Genomic DNA, 25055 nt, shown 5'->3' with positions numbered 1-25055 from the left:
CCCACCTGTGAGGTGACTACCGTACGGCCTGCGCCACCGGACCCGCCTCGGGGGTCCCGGCCGGGTCGAGCTCGGCGTCGCGGGTGTCGGGCATGAAGAGGTACGTGACGAGCGACACCAGCGCGCAGGCCGAGACGTACCAGAAGAACCCGGACTCGTGGCCGGCGTTCTTGAACCAGAGCGCCACGTACTCGGCCGTGCCGCCGAAGAGCGCGTTGGCGAGCGCGTACGGGAGGGCCACGCCGAGGGCGCGGATGCGGGTCGGGAACAGCTCCGCCTTCACGGCCGCGTTGATCGACGTGTAGCCGGTGACGATCAGCAGGGCCACCACGGACAGGCCGAGCGCGGACCAGTACGAGGAGGCCGAACCCAGCGCGGACATGAGCGGGTAGGTGCCCACGGTGCAGCCGATCGCGAAGGTGATCAGCAGCGGGCGGCGCCCGATCCGGTCGGAGAGCAGCCCGGCGAGCGGCTGCACGGCGGCGAAGACCGCGAGCGCGGTGAAGCTGACCAGCGTCGCGGTGTTCTTGGGCAGGCCGGCACTGCCGATCAGGTACTTGGTGAGGTACGTGGTGTACGTGTAGTAGGCGACGGTGCCGCCGAGCGTGAGCGCCATGACCAGGACGGCCTGGCGGCGGTGCTCCCACAGCCCGCGCAGCGTGCCCCGGGCGCCCTCGGCCCGGCCGGCGGTCTCCTTGGTGAACGCGTCCGTCTCCGGCAGCCGGCGGCGCAGCCAGAACACCACGAGCGCGAAGACGGCGCCGAGGAGGAACGGCACCCGCCAGCCCCAGGCGTGCAACTCCTTCGCGGTGAGCGTGTGTTGCATGACGATGAGGATGCCGAGGCCCAGCAGCTGGCCGACCGTCATCGACACGTACTGGAACGACGACCCGAGCCCCCGACGGTCCGGTGCCGACGCCTCCGTCAGGTAGGTCGCGCTCGCCGCGTACTCGCCGCCGATGCTCAGGCCCTGCAGCAGCCGCGCCACCAGCAGGACGGCCGCCCCGAGGTACCCGGCCTGCCCGTACGTCGGCGCGACCGCGATCAGCACGGCCGCCGCCGACATCATCGTGACCGTCAGGGTCAGCGCGCTCTTGCGCCCGTGCCGGTCGGCCGCCCGCCCGAGCACCCAGCCGCCGACCGGCCGCATCAGGAAGCCGACGGCGAAGATCCCGGCGGTGTTCATCAGCTTGGCCGTGGAGTCCGACCCGGGGAAGAAGTCGTCGGCGAAGTACACCGCGAAGCTGGCGTAGACGAACCAGTCGTACCACTCCACGAGGTTCCCCAGCGACCCCCCGACGAGCGCGAGCCGCCGCCGGGCCCGCTCCTCGCGCGACGGTTTCGGAGGGGCGGCGATCGACCCAGGCGACACGGACGACGCGGACGGCTCGGACGATGCGGATGACTCGGACGACGACATTGCGGCTCCCACGGGTGTTCCAGGGCGGGTGAGGTGCCCCAGAGCGTGCAGCCGGGCCGCGACCGGCGGCAAGGAGTGCGGCCCAGATCTAACGTCCCGCTAAGGAAGCGGCCCCGCGCTCCGCCGACCGGCGGACTGTACGGCCACACACCGTCAGCACACCTCCGACCGACCTGGCCCTGTGCAACGTGACTCCTCCCCCGGTTGAAGCCGGGGGCTTCTCGCTAAGCCTGGTCGGCTTCGCGACGGGCCGGCCCGGCCCGTAGGACGTTGACGGCTCCCACGGTGTCGGCGTGCGCCGGGCGCCGGAGGCGAACAAGGCTCCCTGACACCTCCCGATTCCCGTGACCCGCAGGGGCGTGGCCGACGTCGGCCACGCCCCTCCCGCGTCTCAGGCCGCCGGGGGCAAGCCGGCCGCCTCGGTGGCCGCGATGGCCTGCCGCAGGGCCTGCCGGGCCTGGTCCAACTCATCGGCGCGGCGGTCGAGTTCGGTGAGCTGGGTGCGCAGCTTGCGCAGCACCCCCGGACACGCGCGCAGCGGGCCCTCCGGCTCGCCGCAGGGCAGGAGCTGCTGGATCGTCCGCGTCGGCAGCCCGGCCGCGAGCAGGGCGCGGATCTGGCGCACGGTCCGCTCGGCGGACGGCTCGAAATCCCGGTAGCCGTTGGGGAGACGCGTCGACGTGAGCAGGCCGACCCGCTCGTAGTAGCGGATCAGGCGCTCGCTCGTGCCGCTGCGCCCCGCCAGTTCGCCGATCCTCATCGTGCCCCGCTCCCCCGTCCGGCTTGACCTTGTCACGGTGTCAGGGTTGAACACTAGTGCCCGTCCCCGCACGGCGGCACCGACCAGGAGATTCCGTTGATCATCGACGCGCACAGCCACGTCCACGACCCGGTGGACAGCCACCTCGCCCTGCTCGACGAGGCGGGCGTCGACCGCGCCGTGCTCTTCGGCACCCGGCCGCACCCGGAGCGGGCCGGCGACCTGGCCGGCTTCAAGCGGGAGATGAGCGTCCTGCACGACACGATCAGCGGCCGCTCGGCCGGGGCGGATGCCCACGCGGCGGCGGTGGACGAGCTCGCGGCCGTCTGCGCGGCGCACCCGGACCGGTTCATCGGCTTCGGCAAGGTGCGGTTGGACGTACCGGCCGAGCGGATCGCCGAGGAGGTGCAGCGGGACGTCGTCGCACGCGGCTTCCGGGGCATCGGCGAGCTGACGCCGCCGCCGGACGGCGCGGGCCTGGTCGAACCGGTGCTGCGCGCCGCCGCCGACCACGGCGGGCTGCCGGTCGTCGTCCACGGCTTCGCACCGACCACCGCCGGCGACATCGCGACGCTGGCCGAGCTCGCCCGCCGCCACCCGCGCGTGCCGCTCGTGCTCAGCCAGCTCGGCGGACTCCACTGGCTGCAGGCGATCGAGCTGGCGCGGGAGACCCCGAACCTGTACCTCGAACTGTCCACGGCGAGCGTCGTGTTCGCCGTGCGGCTGGCGATCCGCGAGGTGCCCGACCGGACGCTCTTCGGCTCGGACGCACCCTACGGCGACCCGGTCGTCACCCGCGCGATGGTCGAGCGCGCCACGCCGCCCGGCGAACTGCGGGACCGCGTGCTGGGCGGGACCTTCGCCGAACTCCTGGGCCTCTGAGGCCGCTTGAGGCTTCCGCCCGCCCCCGACGGGGGTGGGGGCGGGCGGAACGGGTGCCGCACGAAGCCGGCCGGACACAGGCCCGGCGGGCAGGGCGTGACGCGCCCGGGCGGGGAAGCGGCGGCATGCCGAGCGACGGCCCCGCGTCCCGGCCAGAGCGCGGACGAACCGGCCGGACACAGGCCCGGCGGGCGGGGCGTGATCCACCCGGGCGTCGCGGGCCTCGGGCTGAACCGAAAGGCACGCCCCACCCCCACAGGCCGCCGCGGGTCGCGCCACCGTCGGGGCACGGCCGCAGCCCGGGTCTCACGCCTCGGCGGCCGCCGCCAGCGGGCCCAGGGCGGCCGCCCGGCGGGCCGGAACGGCGGCCGCGAGGGCGCCGATCGCGAGCGAGACCGCGCACACCAGGAGCAGCGTGCCCCACGGCAGCGCCGGCGTGTAGTGCTCCACCGCGCCGGTGGCCAGCGGGCCGACCGCCCACGCGCCGGCCAGGCCGGCCGCCAGGCCGAGGAGGGTGCCGTACGCGGCGACGGTCACCGCCTCCAGGCGGATCATCCGCCGGACGCCCGCGCGGTCCAGGCCGACGGCACGCAGGACGCCGATCTCGCGGGTGCGTTCGGCGACGGACACGGCCAGGGTGTTGACGATGCCGAGCGCGCCGATCAGCGCGCCGACGGCGAGCATGCCGTACATGACGGCCAGCAGGTCGCCCATGACCCCGGCCGCCTCGCGGACGAGCTGCGCGCGGTCCTGCACCTTCACCAGCGGGCTGTTGCCGAGGGCGGTGCGCAGCCGCTGTTCGAGGGCCGGGGAGGTGGCGCCGTCGGCGGTGCGGACGAGGATGCGCTGGACGGAGCCGGGCAGGTAGCTGTTCTGCGCCACCTCCGCGCGCGCGGCGAGCACGTCCCGGGCCGTCGGGTCGTCCCGGTAGACCGCCACGACGGTGTACGGGCGGGCGTCCTGGGTGCGGCCCATGCGGGCGTCGAGGCGGTCGCCCGGGGCGAGGTGGTGTTCGCGGGCGACGGTGGCGGAGACGGCGACCCGGCCCGGACCGAGGTCCTGGAGCGAGCCGCCGGTCAGGTCGAGCCGCAGGACGCCGCCCGCCGTGTCGGGGTCGACGCCCGCGACCTCCAGGACCGTGCCGCCGGCCACCAGGGTGGAGTCCGTGACGGCGCTCGCCGTCCGCACGCCCGGGGTGGCGGCGATCCGTGCGACGGCGGCCGGGTCGACGCCGTCCATGGTGGAACGGGAGCCGATCACGTAGTCGGCGGCGAGCCCGGCGGCGGCCCGGTGGTCGAGGGCCTGCGCGGCGGAGTGCCCGATGGTGGCGAGGCCGGTGACGAGCGCGGTGCTGATCATGAGGGTGGCGGCGGTCGCGGCGGTGCGCCGGGAGTCGCGCAGCGCGTTCTCCCGGGCGAGGCGCCCGGCGACGCCGAGGCAGCCGGTGAGCCTGCCGAACGTCCGGATCACCGGGGCGGCGAGCACCGGCCCGAGCGCGATCAGGCCGCAGACGAGCACGGCGCAGCCGAGCATCGCGCTCTGCAGGTTCGCCTCCGAGGCGTCCTTCGCGCCGCGCAGCGACACCAGCAGGGCCGCGGCGAGCGCGACCAGGACGAGGCCTGCCACGGCGCGGAGGCGCAACCGGTGGGCGGTCGGCGGCTGTTCGGCCGTCCGCAGCGCCTCGATCGGCGCGACCCTCGCCGCCCGGCGGGACGGCAGCCACGCGGCGAGCACGGTGACGCCCACGCCCACGGCGAGCGCCGCCGCGACGGGCGCGGGGCCGATCACGAGGGGGCCGCGCGGCAGCCCGTCGCCGAGGAGTCCGGGCAGTGCGGCGGCGATGCCGAGGCCCAGCAGGAACCCGGCCGCCGACGCGGCGAGCCCGACCACGAGGGCCTCCAGCAGGACGGCCCGCGCCACCTGGCGGCGCTGCGCGCCGATCGCCCGCAGGAGCGCGATCTCGCGGGTGCGGCGGGCGACGAGCATGGTGAAGGTGTTGACGATGAGGAACGAGGCGATGAAGAGCGAGACGCCGGCGAAGACCAGCGGCAGCTTCTCGTAGCCGCGGGTGAGGGTGTCGACGAGGATCGTCTGCTGGGCGGCCCGGGCGGCGCCGGTGGTGGCCTCGGCCCGGTCGGCGGGGAGCACGGCGGCGACCTTGCGGGCGAGGTCGACCTGGTCGGTGCCGGGCGCGGCGGCGAGGTCGATGCCGGTGTAATGGCCGGGGGTGGCGAACAGCTGCTGGGCCGTCGCCCGGTCGAACAGGACGAGGGTGCCGCCGGCCGTCACCCGGGTGTCGTCGGTGGTGACGAGGCCGACGAGGCGCTTGGTCATGGCCGGCCCGTCGGTGGCGAGGGTGACCGGGTCGCCGATCCTCAGCCGGCCGGCGGCGGCCGTGCCGCGGTCCACGGCGATCTCGTCGCCGCCGCGGGGCGCGCGGCCCTCCGTCAGCGGGTAGCGGCCGTCCGTCCCGTCCTTGCCGGGGACGTAGGCGGCGGCCTGGTTGGCCCAGCGCGCGCCGACCCGCAGCGGGGTGCCGTCCGCCGCGTTCAGGACGGCCGAGCCGTCGGCGGACGGCCGGACGGCGGCGACGCCGGGCACGTCGGCCAGCTTCCGCACGAGCGCGTCGTCGAGCACACTGGTCGGCTGGTCGGCGCCGGCGCCGGGCCGGGGTTCCTTGGCGGTGACGGTGAGGGCGACGCCGGCGAAGTTCTTCGAGGCGGCGGCGCGGTGGGCCGCCGTGGTGGAGTCCGCGAACACGAGGGTGCCGGACACGAACGCGACCCCGAGGCAGACCGCGAGCACGGTCATCGCCAGCCGGGCCTTGTGCGCCAGGACGTTGCGCAGAGCTGTTGTCAACATGGCTTTCTTCCTGGGCGGTTGGCGGCGTCAGCGGGCGGCGCGCGCGTCGAAGCTCTGCATGACGTCCAGCACGCGGTCGGGCGTGGGGCGCACCATCTCGTCGACCAGCCGGCCGTCGGCGAGGAAGACCGCGCGGTCGGCGAAGGCGGCGGCGACCGGGTCGTGGGTCACCATGACGACCGTCCGGCCCAGTTCGCGGACGGAGTCGCGCAGGAAGCCGAGGACCCCCGTCCCGGCGCGGGAGTCGAGGTTGCCGGTCGGCTCGTCCGCGAACACCACGGCGGGCTGCCCGGCCAGTGCGCGGGCGACCGCGACGCGCTGCTGCTGCCCGCCGGACAGCTGCGCGGGCCGGTGGCCGAGCCGCTCGGCGAGGCCGACCATGGCGACCACCCGGTCCAGCCAGCGCTGGTCGGGGCGGCGCCCGGCGATGGCCAGCGGCAGCGTGATGTTCTCCAGCGCGGTGAGCGTCGGCAGGAGGTTGAACGCCTGGAAGACGAAGCCGATCCGGTCCCGGCGCAGCCGGGTGAGCTGCCGGTCGTCGAGCGGGCCGAGCTCGGTGGTGCCGATGCGCACCGAGCCGGAGGTGGGGGTGTCGAGCCCGGCGGCGCAGTGCATCAGGGTGGACTTGCCGCAGCCGGACGGGCCCATGATGGCGGTGAACTCGCCCTCCCGGAAGCCGATGCTGACGCCGTCGAGGGCGGTGACCCGGGTGTCGCCGGAGCCGTAGACCTTGGTCAGGCCGGTGGTGGCGGCGGCGATGCCGGGCGCATGGTGCAGGGTGAGCGGATCGGGTGTCACGGGGGCTCCTCTTCGGTGCGGGGACGTGCACTTCAGAGGGTGTCGGGGGAACGTATCGGTGCCCTGGGCGGCCGTGTATCGATGGCCGGTCCCGTTTGTAGCAGTTCCGTAGCGCGTCGGACGGGCGTCAGTCCGGTGGCAGGCTCAGGGTCGCGAGGGCGCCGCCGTCCGGGGCGTTGTCCAGGCGCAGGTCGGCGCCGAGGAGCCGGGCCTGGCCGAGGGCGATGGTCAGGCCGAGGCCGTGGCCGGTGCCGCGTTCGCGGGCGCCGGTGTGGAAGCGCCGCGGGCCGTGGAGCAGCAGGTCCGGCGGGTAGCCGGGGCCGTGGTCGCGCACGGCGACCGTCCGGCCGTCGACGCGGACGTGCACGGGGGCGGCGCCGTGGCGGTGGGCGTTGACGACGAGGTTGCCGACGATGCGCTCCAGCCGGCGCGGGTCGGTCTCCACCCGGAACTCCCGGTCCGCCACGGTGACTTCGGCGTCCAGGCCGGTGCGCGTCACCGCCTCCGCGACGACGGCGCCGAGCGGCACCGAGGCGCGGACGGGGCGTTCGGCGCCCGCGTCGAGGCGGGAGATCTCCAGGAGGTCCTCGACCAGGCCGCGCAGGTCGCGCACCCGGGCGCGCAGCAGGTCCTCGGTCTCGCCGGGCGCCAGGAGGTCGACGGCGGCGAGCAGGCCGCCGACCGGGGTGCGCAGCTCGTGGGCCACGTCGGCGGTGAACTGCCGTTCGGCGCGCAGGCGCCGGCCGAGGCTGTCGGCCATGAGGTCGACCGCGGCGGCGATGTCGGCCACCTCGTCGCGGCCGCCGGCCGGCCCGGTGCGGGCGTCGAGGTCGCCGGCGGTGATGCGGCCCGCGGTCTCGGAGACGCGGCGCAGCCGGCGGCCGAGCAGCCCGGCGCCGTAGACGGCGACGGGCACGGCGGCGCCGAGGGCGATCAGCGAGGCGACCGTGACGGTCGCGTCGAGGCGGCTCAGGGTGTGGAGTTCGGGGCTCGTGTTGACCCGGACGGCGAGCACCGGGCTGCCCGGGCCCGCGGTGCGCTGGGCGCCCCAGACGCTCGGGCCGAGGTTGCCGTGGACGCTCCCGTCGTAGGCCGTGTGCCGCTGCCCGTCGACCGGGTCGCGCAGTGCGGCGGGCAGGCCGGCCGGGTCGAGCTCGGCGCCGTCCGCGAGCGCGCCGGTGCGGCGGTAGACGTCCATGGCGGAGTAGACGGTGTTGAAGGCCTGCGCGTCGGCGCGGTCGCGGATGTCCTGCGCCGTCCACACGTGCACCAGCACGCCGACGGCCGCCGCGACCAGACAGGCGGTGAGGGCGGCCAGCGCGGCGATCTTCCACCGCAGGGACGTGCGGCGCGGGCGCCCGGGCGTTCGCACCGCGCTCAGCGCCTGAGCTTGTAGCCGAAGCCCCGGACCGTCTCGATCCGGTCCCGCCCCAGCTTGCGGCGCAGCCGCTGCACGCACAGGTCGACGACCCGGCTGTCGCCGTCCCAGCCGTAGTCCCACACGTCGCGCAGCAGGGTGTGCCGCTCCAGCACGACGCCCGGCCTGGCGGCGAACTCCAGGAGCACCTTCAGCTCCGTCGGCGTCAGCGCCACGGGAGCCCCGGCGACGGACACGACCATCCCGGCGGTGTCGATGGCGAGGTCCCCGAAGGTGAGCACCTCGCCGTCGGAGGCGGCCGGCCCGGCCCGCTCCGGCCGCGGGCCCGGCGCCGGTGCGTACGTGGCCCGCCGCAGCAACGAGCGGATGCGCGCGACCAGCACGAACGTGTCGACGGGCTTGACCACGTAGTCGTCCGCGCCGGCCTCCAGCCCCGCGACGACGTCGAGCCCATCCCCGCGGGCGGACATCATCAGCACGGGCACCAGACTCGTCTCCCGCACCCTGCGGCACAGCCCGATCCCGTCCAGGCCGGGCAGCATGACGTCCAGGATCAGCAGGTCGAACTCCCGCTCACGGAACAGCTCCAGCCCGGTGAGCCCGTCCGCCGCGGCCGTCATCGCGTACCCGTACCGCTCCAGCGCGACGCTGAACGCCCGCCGCATCAACGCGTCGTCCTCGACCAGCAACACACGGACCGGAGGGACGTCGGACACGGGACGGACGCCTCCTCTACGGACGGTCGGCGGGGCGGGGGCAGGAACGTGAAAGGGACGATACCGCAGACATCGGACACCCCCGCCGCACCGGAGGACATCGACGCCGGATCAAGCGCCCGTCGATACACGACGGATACAAAGACCCCAATCGCATTACCCATTAACACATCAGTCTTTACTGATTCTTGGGCATCAACTAGGCTCTCGGGGTTCCAACCACCGACCCGCACCCAAAGGGCGCACCATCCCGTGAGAGTTCCCCGCCTCGACGGCGCCAGGCTCGCCGTCGTCACGGCCCGCGTCGCGCTGGTCGCCGAGGTCCTGCTGAGCCTCTGGATCGCGTATGCGGCGTGGAGCATGCGCAGCGTGGCCTACCTGGACGACGACGGGACCGATTTCTCCCGCTACGGTGTCGCGGTCTTCCCCGCGCTGGGCCTGGTGTGGGCGGCGCTCTGCGGGTGGGGCGTCGTCGCGTCCGTGCGGCGGTCGCGCTCCGGGGAGCGCGGTGTGGTCTTCGGCCTGACCGTCGTCGCGGTGGCGCACTTCCTGGGCGGGATCTGGAGTGCCGTCTGCGGGGGCTGGCACCTGGGCGGGGGGCTGTTCCTCCTCTCCGTCCTCTACGCGACCGCCGCCAACCCGGCCCGGCCGCACCGGGAGCCCGGCCTGACGGGCGGCTGACGGGCGGCTGACGCGCCGGGGCACGGCGAACGGGCGGACACCACCCCGCAGGTGGTGTCCGCCCGTTCGCGGGTCAGGAGGTGGCCTGGACGCCCTGGAGGGCGCTGATCAGGCTGTCCACGTCCTGGACGGTGTTGTAGAGGGCCAGCGACGCGCGGACCGCGCTCTGGACGCCGTAGGCGGCGAGGGCGGGCTGGGCGCAGTGGTGGCCGGCGCGGACGGCGATGCCCTGCTGGTCGAGCCGGGCGGCGACGGCCATCGGGTCGACGCCGGCGAGCAGGAAGGTCAGCACGCCGATCTTCCCGGGCGCGTTGCCGATCAGCCGGAGCCCGGGCACGGTGGCCAGGGCCGCCATGGCGTACGCGGTGAGCTGTTCCTCGTGCGCGGTGGCCGCCTGGCGGTCGAGGCCGGACAGGTAGCGCAGCGCGGCCCCCAGGCCGGCGACGCCGGCGATGTGGCCGGTGCCGGCCTCCAGGCGGTGCGGGACGGGGGCGTAGGTCGTCTCGTCGAAGGAGACCGAGTCGATCATGTTGCCGCCGCCCTGCCACGGGGGCATGGCCTCCAGCACGTCGCGCTTGCCGTACAGGACGCCGATGCCGGTCGGGGCGAAGATCTTGTGCCCGGAGAAGGCGTAGAAGTCGGCGTCCAACGCCTTGACGTCGACCGGAAAGTGGCTGACCGCCTGGGCGCCGTCGATCAGCACCCGGGCCCCGTACCGGTGGGCGAGCGCCGTCATCTCGGCCACCGGCGGGACGGTGCCCAGCACGTTGGACGCGTGGGTGAGCGCGACCAGCTTGGTGCGGTAGCTGAGCAGGTCCCGGTAGGCGTCCTGGTCGAGCTGCCCGTCGGGGAGCAGCGGGATCGGCACGACCCGGGCCCGCCGCTCCTTGGCGATCAGCTGCCAGGGCACGAGGTTGGAGTGGTGTTCGGCGGCGGAGACGAGGATCTCGTCGCCGACGCCGAGGTTGGCCCGGCCCCAGCTCTGCGCCACGAGGTTGACGGCCTCGGTGGTGCCGCGGACGAAGACGATCTCGTCCGGGTCCGGGGTGCCGAGCAGTCGGGCGGCCTCGGCGCGGCCCTCCTCGTAGACCTGGGTGGCCTGTTTGGCGAGGGTGTGGGCGCCGCGGTGGACGTTGGAGGTGCTCGTCGCGTAGTGCTCGCCGACGGCCTCGACGACCTGGCGGGGCTTGAGGGTGGTGGCCCCGTTGTCCAGCCAGACGAGCGGGTGGCCGTTCACCTCCCGGTGCAGCTGCGGGAAGTCGCGGCGGACGGCCTCGACGTCGAACCCGCCGGCGGGCGCGGCGGGCGCCGACGTGGCCTGCGGGGCCTGCGGGGCCGACGTGGCCTGCGGCGCCGACGGGACCTGCGGGGCCGACGTGGCCTGCGGGGCTGAAGGGGCCGCCTGGGGCGGCAGCCAGTAGAACGGGATCGCGGTCATGTCGGTCCCGTACGGCGGCCGTTGGGCCACTCCGTGGATCCCGGAGCCGCGCCCGAACCCGTCAGGAGTAGTCATGGTAGTTGGACACCTCGACGTTCTGGAGCACGGCGACCGCGTCGTCCACCAGGGCGGCGGTGGAGAAGTAACTGGTCACCAGGTACGAGGTGATGGCCTGCCGGTCGACGCCCATCGCCCGCACCGCGAGGCCCGGCTCGACCTCGTCCGGCACCTTCGCCGGGCGCAGGCCGACGACGCCCTGGCGGTCCTCGCCGACGCGCATCAGCAGGATGTTGGTGGTGCCGGGCGCCGAGTTCGCCGAGCCCTTGAGGTCGAGCTTGTCGGAGGGCAGCAGCGGCACGCCGCGCCAGGTGAGGAACGGGCTGCCGAACAGCTCGACGATCTGCGGCGGCACCCCGCGCCGGGTGCACTCGCGGCCGAACGCGGCGATGGCGCGCGGGTGGGCGAGGAAGAACGCCGGCTGCTTCCAGACCCGGGTGAGCAGCTCGTCCATGTCGTCCGGGGTCGGCGCGCCCTTGCGGGTGCGCACGCGCTGGCTCGCGGCGACGTTGTTGAGCAGGCCGTACTCGGCGTTGTTGAGCATCTCCCACTCCTGGCGCTCGCGCAGCGCCTCGACGGTCAGCCGCAACTGGGCCTGGACCTGGTCGATGCCGGAGTTGTAGACGTCCGCGACGCGGGTGTGCACGCGCAGGACGGTCTGCGCGATGCTGAGCTCGTACTCGCGCGGGCTGTCCTCGTAGTCCACGAAGGTCTCGGGCAGGTACGGCTCGCCGGCGTGGCCCGACTGGAGGTCGATCGGGTGCTCGCGGTCGGTCGACGGCCGCACGGCGGCGGCGGCGAACTCGTCGAGCTGCGCCCGCAACGAGGGCTCGCGGTCGGCGAGTTCGACGAGCGTGCGGCGTTCGACGGAGAGCACGGTGCACGCGCTCACGGCCTTGACCCGGTACGTCGTGTCCGTGCCGTTGGCCCACTCGGCGCCGTCGAAGAAGTCGCCCTCGCCGAGGACGGCCAGCAGGGCGTCCGCGCCGTACTCGTTGGTGGCGCGCTTCTCGGCGCGGCCGAACGCGATGATGTGCAGCTGGTCGGCGGGGGCGCCGGCCTCGACGATGAGCTCGCCGGGCGCCACCTCGCGCTCGACGAAGGCGCTGGCGAGCGCGGCGAGCAGCGGGCTGTCCACCTGGCTGAGGAAGGCCAGTTCGCGCAGGTCCTCGGCGACGACCTGGTTGGCGCCGGCGCCGTCGACGTAGGTGCTGATCAGCCCGTCGCCGAGGATGAAGCCGCGGCGGCGGTTGACGCGGAAGACCCCGGCCTCCAGGTCCACCCAGGGCAGCGCGCGCAGCAGGTAGCGCGGGGTGATCCCGAGCATCTGCGGCACGGTCTTGGTGGTGGTGGCGAGGTTCCGGGCGGCGGAGGTACTGAGGCTCTGCTGACTCTGCTGGCTCTGCTGGACGGCCTCGGTGGTCACGTGTGGTCCCCTCCCGTAAATCGGCTGATCCGACGATGCGTCAGATTGTTGCGGCCGATCCGGGTTCGTGTGAGGACGTTTAGGTTCACCGATCTGTGGACGCACCAGTACGCAGGGCTACCGAGCCCCGCCAAACTCACTCGAACGAGTGAGTTTGGCCATAAGCGCCCCGGATGTGTTCCCAAGCAGGGCTTTGAACGGCGCAGTAAAACGGGGCCGACGTCAGCCCACCCGGTGCGCGGCCTCGGTCAGCACGGCACCCAGCGGCAGGTCGATCCGGGCCGCGGCCAGGTCGTCGCCACGGGTCCGCCCCTGGTTGACGATCGCCACCGGGGTGCCCGCGCGGGCCGCGTGCCGCACGAAGCGCAGGCCCGACATCACGGTGAGGGACGACCCGAGCACGACCAGCGCCTGCCCGGCGTCGACCAGCCCGAAGCAGCGCTCGACCCGGGGCTTCGGCACGCTCTCGCCGAAGAACACGACGTCCGGTTTGAGGACCCCGCCGCACGCCCCGCAGGGGGCCACCCGGAACGCGTCGACCAGCTCCTGCGGCAGCTCGGCGTCGCCGTCCGGGCGGACCTCCGCCCCCGCCGCGCGGAAGCCCGGGTTCAGCTCCTCCAGCCGCCCGTCCAGCTCCTCGCGCGCGCTGGTGCGCCCGCACTCCAGGCACACCACCCGGTGCAGTCCGCCGTGCAGTTCGACGGCCGCCCGGGTGCCGGCGGCGCGGTGCAGGCCGTCGACGTTCTGCGTGATCACTGCCGCCACGTGGCCCGAGCGGCGCAGCCGCTCCACCGCCCGGTGCCCGGCGTTGGGCTCAGCCGCCGCGATCGTGCGCCAGCCGGTGTGGCTGCGCGCCCAGTACCGGCGGCGGGCCTCCTCGCCCGCGGTGAACTCCTGGTACGTCATCGGCGCGCGGCGGCGCCGGCTGCCGGTGGCGCCCCGGTAGTCGGGGATGCCGGATTCCGTCGACAGCCCCGCGCCGCTGAGCACCACGACGCCCCGCCCGGCCAGCAGCCGGACCAGCGTCTCCAGGCCTTCGAGATCGGCCGCCGTGGCGTCGTCGAGCGTCGCGTGCGCACTCACGGGGCAAGAGTAGAACTCATGGACGAGTGACGGCGAGGACGGCCATGTCGTCGTCCCGCGGGCCGCCCGTCCAGGCCGCCACGTCGCGCCCCAAGGCGTCCAGCACCTCCCCCGGCCCGGCGAACGGACCCAGCGGGGCGAGGCCCTTCACCGGGTCGTAGAACCGCCCGGCGCCGTCCCGGGCCTCGGTGACACCGTCCGTGACCAGGAGCAGCGTGTGCCCGGCCGGGAACGGCCACCGGTCCGGCGCCGAGCGGTCCGGGCCCAGCGCGCCCATGCCGAGCGGCAGGCCGGGGTCGGCCGCGTCCAGGCGCCGCACGCCGCCCGGGCCGGCCGCCCCGCCCGGGCCGCCCAGCAGGTACGGCCCGGGGTGGCCGCAGCTCAGGACGTGCACGGCGTCCCGGCCGCCCGGGAACTCCGCGAGCAGCGCCGTGCTGAACCCCTCCGTCCGCACCTCCTCGTCGCGGTGCTCGCTCTCGCGGGCCAGCGACTGCTCCAGGGCGTCCGCGAGCGCGACCAGGTCCGAGGCGCGCGAGGCGTTCTCCCGGAACGCCCCGAGCAGCACCGACACCGTCGCCACCGCCGGCAGGCCCTTGCCCCGCACGTCCGCGATCATCAGCCGCACGCCGTACGGAGTCTCCTGGACGGCGTACGCGTCGCCGCCGATCAGCGCCTCCGTCTGGGCCGCCCGGTAGCAGGCGGCCACCGTCAGCTCCCCCGCCCGGTCCGGCGGCGCGGGCAGGACGGCCAGCTGGGCGGCCTCGGCGACGCTGCGCACCGTGGCCAGCCGCCGGCCGTGGCGCGCGACGACGCGGTTGATCCAGACGCCCAGCAGCGCGGCGAACACGGTGTTGGTGAGCTCCAGGTAGCCGCCCTCGGTGCCGACCGTGCCGTCGCGGAAGGACAGCCCGACGATGCCCACCACATTGGCGGCGGCGACGGCGAGCGTGTCCCGCAGCGGCAGCAGCGCGCCCGCCAGGACGGCCGCGGCGGCCACCATCGGGTCGCCCCAGTAGTTCGTCGTGTCGAAGCCGTTCCACAGCAGGCCGCCGGCGACCAGCAGCCACGGCAGCACACGCAGGTAGCGCGGCCACGCGCCGTCCCTCGGTGTCATCGGCGCCACCCGCCTTCCTGGCTCCGCTCGCGGGGGCGGTCTCGCTTCCGATCCTAGGGCGAAAGACACGCCCTAGAAGCTCCGGGACCGGCGAGGGCGCCCGTGCCCGCGGACCCACTGCCAGGCGGTGCGCGCCGCCGCGACCGGGTCGAAGGCGGCGGGCCGCCCCCGGGTGAACGGGTAGCAGGCGAGGCCGATGAGGACGGCGGTGAAGTGGCCCGCGCTGGTGAAGTCGCGGTTCTGCAGCAGGCCGTAGCCGTAGAACACGACCACACCCGCCGCGTACACGTACCGCCACGGGCGGACGAGGGCGTACGTGAGCACGGCGACGACGCCCGCGAGGGCGTAGCTCACGCCGACGTCGAGCGTGTACACGGCCCGGTGCGGGGCGAGGCCCCGGCTGATCGCCCAGTACAGCGCGCCCTCGCTGATGTACGTCGCACCGATGTGCGCGATCAGGACGACCGCGAGCCAGCGCACCGTGCCGAGCCACCGCTCGGCGGGCACGTGGAAGACGTTGTAGAGCACGAAGTAGAACCACCAGCCGCCGCCCTCGATCCACAGGGCGCTGCTGAACAGCACCTTCAGCGGCGCGACCTCCAGGTGGTGCAGGTTGGTCGAGCGCTTCTCCAGGATGTGGTGGGCCACCCTCGGGCTCACCCGGTCGATCACGAAGGTGGTGCTGAGCAGGATCGCCAGCCAGACGAACGTGCCCGGCGCGCTCCGGACGTACGACCAGACGGCCCGGGCCAGCACGGAGGTGCGGCCCGGCACGCGGGCGTGGCTCATCGAGGATCCTCTCTCCGTTCGCCCAAGCCTCGCCCAAGCCCATCACACCCCGGCGACAGGACAGGGCCGTCCGGGTGAACCGGAAGCACTGCGGGGAGCGTCGTCCTCTCCGTAAGCCCCCCGTTCAGGAGATCGCACCCATGGCAGCCATCCGTCCGACCCCCGGCCGAATACGCACCGGCCTGCTCGCCCTCGCGGTGGCCGCCGCGCTCACCGGCGGGCTGCTCTGGTGGCAGCCGTGGCACCACGAGCCGAAGCAGCTCGCGTTCACCACGGCCACCGGCGGCACCGACCGCGCCGGCACCGGCGAGCACCTGTACCGGTACAAGGTGCGGGTGGAGAACGGGCTGCCGCAGCGCCCCGAGCAGTTCGCGGCCGACGTGGACGCCGTCCTCGGCAACGTCCGGCAGGGCTGGGCGGCCGGCGGCGCCGTGTCCTTCCAGCGGGTGGCCGCCGACCCGGTGGACTTCACGGTGTACCTGGCCACCCCGGAGTCCACCGACCGGATCTGCGGCCAGTACGGACTGGACACCGGCGGCACGGTGAACTGCGCGGCCGGCAAGCAGGTCGTCATCAACGCCAAGCGCTGGACCGACCTCACGCAGTTCTACACCGGGCGCCCCGAGCTCTACCACGCGCTCGCGGTCAACCACGAGGTAGGCCACATCCTCGGGAACGGGCACGTCGACTGCCCCGGCGCGGGCGCTCCCGCACCGGTGATGATGCAGCAGATCAAGGGCATGCACGGCTGCGTGCCGAACGGCTGGCCCTACTCCGAGGCCGGCACCCTGCTGACCGGCCCGCCCGTCCCGGCGTCCACGGCCTCGCCGGCGCCGTAAGCGGTTCACACGGGCCGGCGCCCCGCGCCCACCAGTTCCACCAGGTGCTCCGCCGCCACCGCGGCACCGTCCGCGCGGACCGTGCCCGCGACGGCGGCGGCCCGGGCGCGCAGCTCCGGGCCGAGGGCCGTCCCGAGCGCGGCGGACAGGGAAGCCGCGGTCGGCACCGGACCGTCGTGCGCCACGCCGATGCCCAGGGCGGCCACGCGGGCGGCCCAGTACGGCTGGTCGACCACCTGCGGCACCAGCACCTGCGGCGTCCCGGCGCGCGCGGCGGCCGTCGTGGTGCCCGCGCCCCCGTGGTGCACGACCGCGGCGACCCTCGGGAACAGCGCCTGCTGGTTCACCTCGCCGACGACGAAGCAGTCGTCGGCGCCGTCGATCGGGGCCAGGTCCGCCCAGCCGCGCGCGACGACGATCCGGCGGCCCTGTGCGCGGACCGCGTCGACGACGTCCTCGGCGATCGTCTCCTTCGACTCCCCCATCGGCATGCTGCCGAAGCCCACGTACACCGGGGCCTCGCCGGCCTCCAGGAACGCCACCAGGTCCGCCGGGAGCGGGCGGTCGTCCGGCAGGATCCACGCGCCGCTCTGCACGGGGTCGACGCCGGCCGGCCGCTCCCAGGGCCCGAGCACCGGGTCCGTCGCCAGCCACGGACGGTCGGTGTTGACGTGGGTGCGCACGTCGTCCACCCGGGGCAGGCCCACCGTCGCCCGGTGCTCGTTGACCACCCCGCCGAACACCTCGTTCATGACGCCGACGTGCAGCTCCCACAGCACCCGGTTGTCGGTGACGTCCTCGGGGAACGGATGCCCGGGATACGTGTACGGCCGGTGGTGCGGGGACGGCAGCATGGTCGGCTGCAGCGCCACGTAGGCGAAGTGGACGCCCAGCTTCTCGGCCGCCGACCGCGCCCCGGCCACGGTCGGGAACAGGCCCGTCGCCACCACCGCGTCGGCGTCCCCGGCCGCCGCGGACACCGCCTCGAAGTAGCCGGCGGTCAACCGCGCGGCGCGCTCCTGGATGCTCCCCGCGATCGGCCGCACACCCGTCACCAACTCCCGCACCGACGGACCGGCCGGCACCAGCTCCACACCGACGTCGGCCAGCCGCTTGGCGAACTCCTCGTCCGGCGGCGCGCACACCCGCACCTCCGCGCCGCGTTCGCGCAGCCGCACGGCCAGCGCCGCCATCGGCTCGACGTCTCCGCGCGACCCGTACGTCGACAGCACCACTCGCATCGTCGTGACTCCCCGTTTCCGCAGGTTGAGACCTCGTTGAGATCTTGAGGTGGTGATTCTGCGGGACAGTGGGGGCCTTGCCGCAAGACCCCCGGTGCGCTATAAGTTGAGAGTGGCAGGGAGTGGGCACACCTCCCTGACGCCGACTCAAGTCACCCGATTCTCCTCAAGGCTGACCGAAAAGCAGGTCCTCACGGCCGACCGGCACCCCCCTGATGTGACACCGGCAACAAGGGTGTTGTCATCAGCGGCAGGGCAAGGGGAGGATGGTTGCGGGGCGTAGCAATATCCCACGATCCGTACCGAATTGGCACCGGCCGCTCGGCGTGATCGGGAACGCCCCCACGCAAGTGATGAGTGCACGAAACGGGGGAATCGTGGACTGGACACGTCGACAGGTGTCGCGCGCGGGGCCGCCACGGACCGGGCGTCCCTGCGCACACGCCTGCCCGCTCACGGGCTGAAACTCCCCGGGCTCTCCCCCACCTCGTTCCCGGCGAATTCGACGACCGCTCAGACGACCGCTCAGACGACCGCTTCGACGACCGTCCCGGCGGTCGTCCGGCCGGTCACGCCCGGGACCGGCCCCACCGGTCCCGCCCCCACCCACCGCGGAAGACCGACCCACCCGCGCCACCGAACCTGGAAGGCATCATGCAGGTGCTCATCGTGGAAGGCCAGGAAAGCGTCTCCCGAGCGCTCGCGGTCAGACTGGAGCAGCACGGCTACGAGGTCGCGACCGCCCCCAGCGGCGCAGCGGCACTGGAGTCCTGCGACGACACGGACATCATGCTGCTCAACATGGAGCTCCCCGACCTCGACGGCCTGGAGGTCTGCCGGCGCATCCGCACCATCAGCGACACCCCCATCGTCGCCTTCACCGACCGGACGGCCGACCTGGGCCGGATCCGCGGCCTCCGGGCCGGTGCGGACGACTGCCTCGACAAGCCGTACGAGTTCCACGAGCTGCTCGCCCGGATCGAGGCGATCATGCGCCGCGTCCGCCGGGTCCTCGGCGTGCCGTCCGTCCCGGTGCGGGTGCTGACGATCGGCGACGTCTCCATCGACGGCGCCACCCGCGAGGTGCGCCTGCGCGGGCGGGCGGTGCAGCTCACGCGCAAGGAGTTCGACCTGCTGCACTACCTGGCCCGGCACCCCGGCACGGTGGTCTCGCGCCGCCGCCTGATGAGCGAGATCTGGGACGATACCTCCGCCCACGCGCTCGGCCCGCGGGCCAGCCGCACGCTCGACACCCATGTCAGCTCGCTGCGCGGCAAGTTGGGCCACAGCGGCTGGATCGTCACGGTGCGCGGCGTCGGCTTCCGGATGGGCCACGTCTGCACGGGCCGCGCCCGGCCCGACGCCGAGGCGGGCTGATCCGGCGGCCCGCTCCGGCCCGGCCACCGACCCGGGGCCGGTGGCCGGAGCGGGACTCAGACGCGGCTGACGAAGGTGAACCCGGCCCCGTCGACCGCGCTGCGGAGCGTCGCCTCGTCGAGCGGCTCGGCCGACGCGACGGTGACGCGGCCGGACGGCGCGTCGGCGACGACGTCGGTGACGCCGGGCAGGGCCGAGAGCCCGGCGCTGACCGTCTTCTCGCAGTGGCCGCAGCTCATGCCGTCGACGGTCAGGACGGTGGTGATGGTGGACATGCGGGTACCTCCGGTATCGGACGCGGTCGGTGGGCGACGCCGACAACGACACCCCAAACCACGCCCGCATCCCAGGGACACGCCGCCCGGATGGCACCATCGAGTGGTTCCGGGAACCGATCGCCCCACCCGCCCGACGGGGCCCGCGGCGCGGCCCGGCCGCGTACCCTCGACAGCGGTTACGTCCGACCGACTGCCTGGGAGGCGCAGTGGTGATCGCCGTCCGGTCATTCCGTTCCGACGACGCTCCGCGGGTGGCGGAGATCGTGCACCGCTGCCTGCGGGAGGTGAACAGCCGGGACTATCCGGCGGAGGTCATCGACCGGATGTGCGAGCACTTCACGGCTCGGCGGTTCGTCGAGCTGTCCGCGGACCGGCACATCTTCGTCGCGGAGGACGAGGGGGTCGTGGGGACGGTCTCCCGGGACGGCCACAAGGTCTTCAGCATGTTCGTCGATCCGGATTCGGCGGGGCGCGGGATCGGCCGCCTGCTCATGGACCACATCGAGGCGCTGGCGGCGGCCGAGGGGCATGCGCACATGGAGGCCGGCGCCAGCATCACCGCGCACCGGTTCTACCTCCGGCGGGGGTACGCCGACGTCCGGGAGAGCGACTCCGGGTTCGGCCTCACCTACCTCGTCCGCAAGCCCCTGCAGCCGTCCGCCGGCTGAGCACCTCCGCCTCACGCCGCCCCGCGCACGATGTCCTCGCCGTCCCGGCCCCGCAGGGCGAGTGCGGCCGGGAGGACGGCCGCCGTGAGGGCGACGGCCGCGCAGGCGGCGGCGAGCGCGCCCATCGTGCCCCAGGGCATGGCTGCGGGCGTCGGGCCGATGAGGTGGACGAGGGCCGCCCAGGAGCCGCCGACGCTGATGGCCGTACCGAGGACGCCCATCGCGGTGCCGGCCGCCACGCACATCAGCGTCTCGACGGCGACGGTGCGCAGCACCTGGATCTTGGTGGCGCCGGCGAGGCGCAGCAGGGACAGTTCGCGCCTGCGGTCGGTGACGGTCATGACCAGGGAGTTGGCGAGGGCGATGGCCGCGTAGCCGATCGCGAGGCCGAGGATCATCAGCAGGGCGTTCCAGGCGGCCTCCGCGTCGGCGTTGGTCGCGGCCTTCCAGACGTCCTGCGGGGTGGCGAGCCGCGCCCCGAGTCCGTGGACGGCCGCTTCCAGGCCCGTCTCCGCCTGCTGCCGGTCGGTGCCGGACGGCAGCCGCAGGTCGATCCGGCTCGCGAGGGCGGGCCCGCCGACGCCGTCGGTGACGGCGTTCGGGCCGGTGACCCACGCCTGGACGGCCTCGGCACCGGTGCCGAGGACGGCGGCGACCCGCAGCGTCCTGGGAGTGCCGTCGGCCAGGCGGACGGGCACCCGCTGCCCGACCGCGGGCGAGCCGGGCCAGGTGCGGCTGAGCACGATCGTGTCGGGGCCGAGGTCGGCCACGGAGCCGGCGACGACCGGCAGGCGGTCGACGGCGGCGAGCGCGGCGGGGTCGGCCGCGGCGGCGCGGAAGGGCACCAGGGACTCGCCGTCCTGCTCGGCCATCACGGAGGTCGGGGTGATGACGAGGGCCTGGACGCCGGGCACGGCGCGGACCCGGTCGACGACCGCCCGGTTCAGCCCGGGGGTGCCGGCGGGCGTGACGACGAGGTCGGCGGCGGCGAGCTGGTTGCGGACCTCGGTGGCCTGCGCGCGGTCGATGGTGTCGAGGCTGCCGAGCAGGCACCCGGCGAAGGCGACGATCAGCACCACCGGGGTGGTGGTCGCGGCGGTGCGGCGGAAGGCGGTGAGCGCGCTCTGCCGGGCGGTGGCCCAGACGATGCCGCCGCCGTCCTCGGCGGGGCGGCCGCGCAGCCGGGACGAGAGGCCGGGCAGCGCGGTCAGCAGGCGGAGCACCGGTCCGGCGAGCACGCCCGCGAGCAGCACGCATCCGGCGACGACGGCGAGCAGGAGGGCGAGCGAGTCGGCCGCGTTGGCGGCGGCGTCGGGCCACTGCCGGGCGGTGATCACGAGGGCCGCGATGCTGCCGCCGAGGACGAGCAGGCCGCCGGCCCAGCGGAAGGCCAGCGCGGCCCGGGAGTGCCGTTCGACGTCCGCCTCCGCCAGCGCCTCGCCGGGGCTGACCAGGCCGGCCTTGAACGACGAGAGCACGACGCCGCTCATCGCGGTCAGCAGCCCGATCAGGCCCGCGACGAGCAGCCCCCACCAGGTGATCGGGACGGTGAAGCCGTCCGGGACCATGCCGTGGCCGATCAGCCAGTGCCCGGCCACCGGCGCCCCGGCCGCGCCGAGAGCGCACCCGGCGGCGGAGGCGAGCACGCCGACCACGAGGGCCTCGCGATTGACGAGGGTGCGCAGCTGCTTGCGGGTGGTGCCGATCAGCCGCAGGAGGGCGAGTTCGCGGCGCCGCTGGGCGATCGACAGCGCGAAGGTGGCGCCGACCACGAACACGGCGGTGCCGCCGGAGACCGCGGCGGCGAGGCCGAGCGGCGTCTGGACGTCGTCCAGCCGGCTGCTGACCTCGGCGTAGTGCGGATCGGCCAGGCGGCGGTCGGCGCCGGTGAGCACCTGGGCGACGCTCGCGCCGCCGGTGGCGGCCACGGCCGCGCGGACGGCGTCGGCGTCGCCGAAGGCGGCCAGCACGCCGACGGCCGGGCAGTACCGGGCGGCCTGGGCGTCGGTGAAGAAGACGGCGTGCTCGAAGGGCTCCGCCTCGGTGATGCCGGAGACGGTGGCGCTGTGCGGGCCGTCGGCGGTGGCGAACCGCACGGGCTGCCCGAGCTGCTCGGGGCGGCCCCCGCCGATGACGACCTGGTCGTCGGCGGCCGGTGCCGCGCCGGCGGTCAGCCGGTAGCCCCCGAGGGCCGCCGAAGACCAGGCGCGTCCGACCTGGTCGCGCGGGCCGTCGGCCAGCTGGGCGTAGCAGGTGTGGTCCTGGACGGTCCGTCCGGTCCCGGCGACGGCGGCGATCAGGTCGGCCGGCAGGCCCGGCTGGAGAGGAACGGGCGTCGGCTGGGTGTCGCCGTGGACGCTCGTGAAGTCCACGCTCCGGGCGGCGGTCACCAGGACCGGGGCCTGCGAGTAGCGCTGGCGGGCCTGCTCTGGGACGCCGGCGGTGGCGGCGATGACCAGGATCGACGTGGCGATCAGGGCGACGCCGCAGGCCAGCGCGACGAAGCTGCCGACGAACGAGGCCCAGCGCAGGCGGACGGTGGCGATGGCGAGGCTCAGCATGCCACGGCCTCCAGGGCGGTCATCCGGGCGGCGACCTGCTCGGCGGTGGGCTGCTCCAGTGAGCCGGCGAGGCGGCCGTCGCGCAGGAAGACGACGCGGTCGGCGTGGGCGGCGGCGACCGGGTCGTGGGTCACCATGACGACGGCCCGGCCCGGGGCGTCCGCCATGGTGCGCAGCAGCGCGAGGACCTCGCGGCCGCTCTTGGTGTCGAGCGCACCGGTGGGTTCGTCGGCCAGCAGGACGGCGGGGCGGGTGATCAGGGCCCGGGCGATGGCGACGCGCTGCTGCTGCCCGCCGGAGAGTTCGCCCGGCCGGTGTCCGGCGCGGTCCGCGAGGCCGACGGCGGCCAGGGCGGCGCTCACCTCGGCGGCCGCGGGGCGCCGCCCGGCCAGCTTGGCGGGGAGCGCCACGTTCTGGGCCGCGGTGAGGGCGGGGAGCAGGTTGAAGGACTGGAAGACGAAGCCGATCCGCTCCCGGCGCAGCACCGTCAGCTCGTTGTCCCGCAGGCCGGTGAGGACGGTGCCATCGACCCGTACCTCGCCCCCGTCGATCGGCTCCAGGCCGGCCGCCGACCGCAGCAGGGTCGACTTGCCGGAACCGGACGGGCCCATGACGGCGGTGAAGGTGCCGAAGGGGAAGCCGACACTCACCTCGTCCAGGCCGACCACCGGTTCGGGCCCGCGGCGGTAGGTGCGGTGGACCGCTCGGAGTTCGACGGCGAAGTGCGTGGCGTTCATGATCCAAGTCAACCGGCCGGGGCGGACGCGGCTCAATGGCCGGGGGTTCAGTCCTGGGGGTGTAGCTGGCTACACCCCCAAGGCGGCGTACCGGCCTACTTGTGCGGCACCGGGATCGAGGTCACCAGCTGCTGCTGGAGGTGGTCCGGGTTGGTGCCGTCGTCGTAGGTGCTGACGGAGGTCGTGTAGTCGGTGGTGCCGGAGACGGCGCTCCCGGCGATGGTGTTGCCGAAGTAGTCGCCGATGAACGTCGACGAGCCCTCGACCGGGGAGTCGAGCTGCGGGTCGAAGGTGTGGGCGCTCAGGCGGGTGTTGTGGCCGATCGGGCCGAGGGCCGGGTCGTAGAACTGGATGCTCGTGTTGACGCAGTAGTTGGCGGCGCCGTAGGGCGCGACGCCGGGGCTCTTGGCGTTGGCGGTGTCCAGCGCCAGCCCGGCGGCCGTCGCCTCGGGGGTGCCTGCCGCCGGGCAGGGGAGGCGGCGGTCGTAGAAGGCGACGCTGACGGTGCCGTCGGGGCCCGTCGTCAGGTTGGGCTGGAACTCGTCGACGGGCGCGGCGTTGTCGTTGACCCGGACCGGGGCCGACCAGGTCGCGCCGTCGTCGTAGGAGGCGGTGAGCAGGACGTTGACGACGCCCGTGCCGTAGTCCTCGTACGCCGAGTAGAGCGGGTAGTGGCCGTTCACCGGCTGCGTGCCGAGGGTGAAGGTGTCCTCGATGCCGTCGCGGAACGTCGTGTTGGCGTACGAGCCGGGCGGCGGCGTGATGTTGCCCTGCACGGTCGAGACGGTGGACCAGGTCCGTCCGCCGTCGTGCGAGGCGTCGAGGAAGATCGTGGTGCAGCAGAACTTGTGCGCCGGGTCGGAGTTGGCGAGCGTCGTGTACACCGTGCCGTCGGGGGCGACGTGCGGCAGCAGGTAGGTGGCGCCCTGCGGGGTGGACGGCGGCTCGGGGAGCGCCTGCGGGGCGGACCAGTCGGTGTGGGTGCCGTCCGGGCGGGCGTCGGAGTAGGCGACGTACGGGACGGGCGTCTTGCTGTGGAAGTCCACCCACATCGCGTAGATGCGGTTCCGGTGGGCGCTGTCGGGGTTGGTGTCGACGGCGATCCACTGCTTGTCGGGGCCGTTGCCGATGCTGTCGTAGGTCGCGACGTAGTCCGGCCGGCCGTTGTGGGTGGTGATCCACTGGGTGGCGGTGGTCGCGCCGTGCGGGCGCACGGAGAGGGAGATGGCCTGCGACGGGACGGCCGGGTTGGCCTCCTGGGCGGTGCCGGGGATGAAGTCGTGGGTGCCGTTGGGGTCATAGACGAACTGGTACGGCAGGAGCAGGGAGTAGTAGTTGCCCCACGTGTCGAAGGCGCCGACGGGGTCGGTGTTGTCGGTCCAGCCCTCGTAGCCGGGGATGTGGCCCTGGACCGGCCAGGTGCGTCCGCCGTCGTGGGACTCGAAGAAGCCCAGCAGGTGGTTGTAGCCCTCGGCGCTCACGACCCACTTGGACGCGCCGATGAGGTGGCTGGGGTCGGTCGGGTCAACCCGCAGGTCCGACTCCGAGTGGCCCTTGACGAGCATCGGCGTCGCGGCCGGGTAGCCCGGGTTGCTGCCCGCCTGCGTCGCGTACGGGCCGGCGGCTCCGGTGTCCTCGCCGGTGGTGGCACCCGAGGCCGGGCAGGGCGTCATGCCGCTGTAGGCCCCGGCGGGGCCGCTGTCCACGGTGTAGGGCACTTCGGGGCGGTAGCAGCTGGTCCGCTGGGCGGTGGCCAGGACGTTCGTCACGTGGGAGGCGGCCTGGCTCGCGGCGTAGGCGGCGTCGGTCTGGGTGCCCTGTGGGAGGGCGGGGGCGGTCGCTGCCGAGGAGGAGAACGGGGAGAGGAGGGAGAGCCCGAGCAGGGCGGGGCCGAGGAGCAGGGAGAGTCTTCTACGGGTACGCAAAGGGAGGGCCTCCTACGTTCTGGGG

The 25055-nt window shown here is 74.4% G+C and carries 21 protein-coding genes; 5 read left to right on the top strand and 16 right to left on the bottom strand.

Going from position 1 to position 25055, the window contains the following annotated elements:
* Positions 1 to 16: 16 nt before the first annotated feature.
* Together ACFVSN_RS12670 and ACFVSN_RS12665 are read right to left on the bottom strand one after the other, a co-directional pair.
* On the bottom strand, positions 17 to 1372 hold the full coding sequence (locus ACFVSN_RS12670) for an MFS transporter (protein ID WP_387954884.1): 1356 nt from the start codon (positions 1370 to 1372) through the stop codon (positions 17 to 19).
* Between the two features lie 439 nt (positions 1373 to 1811).
* Positions 1812 to 2180 (bottom strand): MerR family transcriptional regulator, encoded by a 369-nt coding sequence (locus ACFVSN_RS12665; RefSeq protein ID WP_387594605.1) that lies wholly within the window; start codon positions 2178 to 2180, stop codon positions 1812 to 1814.
* A gap of 96 nt (positions 2181 to 2276) precedes the next feature.
* Here ACFVSN_RS12665 and ACFVSN_RS12660 point away from each other — a divergent pair, with 96 nt between their 5' ends.
* Positions 2277 to 3062, top strand: a complete 786-nt coding sequence (locus tag ACFVSN_RS12660; RefSeq protein WP_387954882.1) for an amidohydrolase family protein — start codon at positions 2277 to 2279, stop codon at positions 3060 to 3062.
* A 306-nt stretch (positions 3063 to 3368) separates the two neighbouring features.
* Here ACFVSN_RS12660 and ACFVSN_RS12655 read toward each other — a convergent pair whose 3' ends face one another.
* From ACFVSN_RS12655 to cseB, 4 genes are all read right to left on the bottom strand, one after another.
* Positions 3369 to 5924 (bottom strand): ABC transporter permease, encoded by a 2556-nt coding sequence (locus ACFVSN_RS12655; RefSeq protein WP_387954880.1) that lies wholly within the window; start codon positions 5922 to 5924, stop codon positions 3369 to 3371.
* Positions 5925 to 5951: 27 nt separating this feature from the next.
* The gene (locus ACFVSN_RS12650) at positions 5952 to 6701 is read right to left on the bottom strand and encodes an ABC transporter ATP-binding protein (RefSeq protein WP_387955277.1); all 750 of its coding nucleotides are present in this window, start codon (positions 6699 to 6701) and stop codon (positions 5952 to 5954) included.
* A gap of 148 nt (positions 6702 to 6849) precedes the next feature.
* Positions 6850 to 8094: a sensor histidine kinase gene (locus ACFVSN_RS12645; RefSeq protein WP_380445854.1), complete on the bottom strand. Its 1245-nt coding sequence runs from the start codon at positions 8092 to 8094 to the stop codon at positions 6850 to 6852.
* 5 nt (positions 8095 to 8099) lie between these two features.
* The gene (gene cseB / locus ACFVSN_RS12640; protein ID WP_380507074.1) at positions 8100 to 8816 is read right to left on the bottom strand and encodes a two-component system response regulator CseB; all 717 of its coding nucleotides are present in this window, start codon (positions 8814 to 8816) and stop codon (positions 8100 to 8102) included.
* A gap of 252 nt (positions 8817 to 9068) precedes the next feature.
* Here cseB and ACFVSN_RS12635 point away from each other — a divergent pair, with 252 nt between their 5' ends.
* Positions 9069 to 9497, top strand: coding sequence for a hypothetical protein (locus ACFVSN_RS12635; RefSeq protein WP_380445856.1), 429 nt, complete (start codon positions 9069 to 9071; stop codon positions 9495 to 9497).
* Between the two features lie 73 nt (positions 9498 to 9570).
* Here ACFVSN_RS12635 and ACFVSN_RS12630 read toward each other — a convergent pair whose 3' ends face one another.
* The 5 genes from ACFVSN_RS12630 to ACFVSN_RS12610 form a co-directional block, all read right to left on the bottom strand.
* Positions 9571 to 11010: a SufS family cysteine desulfurase gene (locus ACFVSN_RS12630; protein WP_387954878.1), complete on the bottom strand. Its 1440-nt coding sequence runs from the start codon at positions 11008 to 11010 to the stop codon at positions 9571 to 9573.
* The gene (locus tag ACFVSN_RS12625) at positions 10997 to 12418 is read right to left on the bottom strand and encodes a family 2B encapsulin nanocompartment shell protein (RefSeq protein WP_387954876.1); all 1422 of its coding nucleotides are present in this window, start codon (positions 12416 to 12418) and stop codon (positions 10997 to 10999) included. The genes ACFVSN_RS12630 and ACFVSN_RS12625 overlap by 14 nt, the downstream gene beginning before the upstream one ends.
* A 222-nt stretch (positions 12419 to 12640) precedes the next feature.
* Positions 12641 to 13501 carry an NAD-dependent protein deacetylase gene (locus tag ACFVSN_RS12620; RefSeq protein ID WP_380447641.1) on the bottom strand — a complete coding sequence of 287 codons (861 nt, stop codon included), beginning with the start codon at positions 13499 to 13501 and terminating at the stop codon, positions 12641 to 12643.
* A gap of 16 nt (positions 13502 to 13517) precedes the next feature.
* Entirely contained in the window at positions 13518 to 14615 is a 1098-nt protein-coding gene (locus tag ACFVSN_RS12615; protein WP_387954874.1) for a PP2C family protein-serine/threonine phosphatase, read from the bottom strand.
* A gap of 72 nt (positions 14616 to 14687) precedes the next feature.
* Positions 14688 to 15404, bottom strand: a complete 717-nt coding sequence (locus ACFVSN_RS12610; protein ID WP_387954872.1) for a rhomboid-like protein — start codon at positions 15402 to 15404, stop codon at positions 14688 to 14690.
* A 140-nt stretch (positions 15405 to 15544) separates the two neighbouring features.
* Between ACFVSN_RS12610 and ACFVSN_RS12605 the strand changes: the two genes are divergently transcribed.
* The gene (locus tag ACFVSN_RS12605) at positions 15545 to 16243 is read left to right on the top strand and encodes a DUF3152 domain-containing protein (RefSeq protein ID WP_380507092.1); all 699 of its coding nucleotides are present in this window, start codon (positions 15545 to 15547) and stop codon (positions 16241 to 16243) included.
* Between the two features lie 5 nt (positions 16244 to 16248).
* Here the strand turns inward: ACFVSN_RS12605 and ACFVSN_RS12600 are convergent, their stop codons facing one another.
* A complete protein-coding gene (locus ACFVSN_RS12600; RefSeq protein ID WP_387954870.1) occupies positions 16249 to 17484 on the bottom strand; it encodes a glycosyltransferase in 1236 nt (411 codons plus the stop codon).
* A 654-nt stretch (positions 17485 to 18138) separates the two neighbouring features.
* Here ACFVSN_RS12600 and ACFVSN_RS12595 point away from each other — a divergent pair.
* Positions 18139 to 18861, top strand: coding sequence for a response regulator transcription factor (locus tag ACFVSN_RS12595; RefSeq protein WP_387954868.1), 723 nt, complete (start codon positions 18139 to 18141; stop codon positions 18859 to 18861).
* 56 nt (positions 18862 to 18917) lie between these two features.
* Here ACFVSN_RS12595 and ACFVSN_RS12590 read toward each other — a convergent pair whose 3' ends face one another.
* On the bottom strand, positions 18918 to 19136 hold the full coding sequence (locus ACFVSN_RS12590; RefSeq protein ID WP_380447629.1) for a heavy-metal-associated domain-containing protein: 219 nt from the start codon (positions 19134 to 19136) through the stop codon (positions 18918 to 18920).
* 254 nt (positions 19137 to 19390) lie between these two features.
* Between ACFVSN_RS12590 and ACFVSN_RS12585 the strand changes: the two genes are divergently transcribed.
* Positions 19391 to 19807: a GNAT family N-acetyltransferase gene (locus tag ACFVSN_RS12585; protein WP_380447627.1), complete on the top strand. Its 417-nt coding sequence runs from the start codon at positions 19391 to 19393 to the stop codon at positions 19805 to 19807.
* A gap of 11 nt (positions 19808 to 19818) precedes the next feature.
* Here ACFVSN_RS12585 and ACFVSN_RS12580 read toward each other — a convergent pair whose 3' ends face one another.
* The 3 genes from ACFVSN_RS12580 to ACFVSN_RS12570 all read right to left on the bottom strand — a co-directional run bounded on the left by ACFVSN_RS12580 (position 19819) and on the right by ACFVSN_RS12570 (position 25030).
* Positions 19819 to 22368, bottom strand: coding sequence for an FtsX-like permease family protein (locus ACFVSN_RS12580; protein ID WP_387954866.1), 2550 nt, complete (start codon positions 22366 to 22368; stop codon positions 19819 to 19821).
* Positions 22362 to 23105 (bottom strand): ABC transporter ATP-binding protein, encoded by a 744-nt coding sequence (locus tag ACFVSN_RS12575; protein WP_380447623.1) that lies wholly within the window; start codon positions 23103 to 23105, stop codon positions 22362 to 22364. The genes ACFVSN_RS12580 and ACFVSN_RS12575 overlap by 7 nt, the downstream gene beginning before the upstream one ends.
* Before the next feature lie 95 nt (positions 23106 to 23200).
* Positions 23201 to 25030 carry a sialidase family protein gene (locus ACFVSN_RS12570; protein ID WP_387594628.1) on the bottom strand — a complete coding sequence of 610 codons (1830 nt, stop codon included), beginning with the start codon at positions 25028 to 25030 and terminating at the stop codon, positions 23201 to 23203.
* Positions 25031 to 25055: the final 25 nt, after the last annotated feature.

Source organism: Kitasatospora sp. NPDC057904 (assembly GCF_042887925.1).
In the GTDB taxonomy this organism is placed as follows: Bacteria; Actinomycetota; Actinomycetes; order Streptomycetales; family Streptomycetaceae; genus Kitasatospora.
The sequence above is the reverse complement of the archived record's forward strand: the minus strand, read 5'-3'. Positions and strand labels throughout refer to the sequence as shown.

Excerpts from the sequence above, each read along its gene's own strand:
- ACFVSN_RS12665 (WP_387594605.1), bottom strand. The coding sequence starts at position 2,180 with ATGAGGATCGGCGAACTGGCGGGGCGCAGCGGCACGAGCGAGCGCCTG.
- ACFVSN_RS12655 (WP_387954880.1), bottom strand. The coding sequence starts at position 5,924 with ATGTTGACAACAGCTCTGCGCAACGTCCTGGCGCACAAGGCCCGGCTG.
- ACFVSN_RS12630 (WP_387954878.1), bottom strand. The coding sequence starts at position 11,010 with ATGACTACTCCTGACGGGTTCGGGCGCGGCTCCGGGATCCACGGAGTG.
- ACFVSN_RS12615 (WP_387954874.1), bottom strand. The coding sequence starts at position 14,615 with ATGACACCGAGGGACGGCGCGTGGCCGCGCTACCTGCGTGTGCTGCCG.
- ACFVSN_RS12610 (WP_387954872.1), bottom strand. The coding sequence starts at position 15,404 with ATGAGCCACGCCCGCGTGCCGGGCCGCACCTCCGTGCTGGCCCGGGCC.
- ACFVSN_RS12605 (WP_380507092.1), top strand. The coding sequence starts at position 15,545 with ATGGCAGCCATCCGTCCGACCCCCGGCCGAATACGCACCGGCCTGCTC.
- ACFVSN_RS12600 (WP_387954870.1), bottom strand. The coding sequence starts at position 17,484 with ATGCGAGTGGTGCTGTCGACGTACGGGTCGCGCGGAGACGTCGAGCCG.
- ACFVSN_RS12595 (WP_387954868.1), top strand. The coding sequence starts at position 18,139 with ATGCAGGTGCTCATCGTGGAAGGCCAGGAAAGCGTCTCCCGAGCGCTC.
- ACFVSN_RS12590 (WP_380447629.1), bottom strand. The coding sequence starts at position 19,136 with ATGTCCACCATCACCACCGTCCTGACCGTCGACGGCATGAGCTGCGGC.
- ACFVSN_RS12580 (WP_387954866.1), bottom strand. The coding sequence starts at position 22,368 with ATGCTGAGCCTCGCCATCGCCACCGTCCGCCTGCGCTGGGCCTCGTTC.
- ACFVSN_RS12575 (WP_380447623.1), bottom strand. The coding sequence starts at position 23,105 with ATGAACGCCACGCACTTCGCCGTCGAACTCCGAGCGGTCCACCGCACC.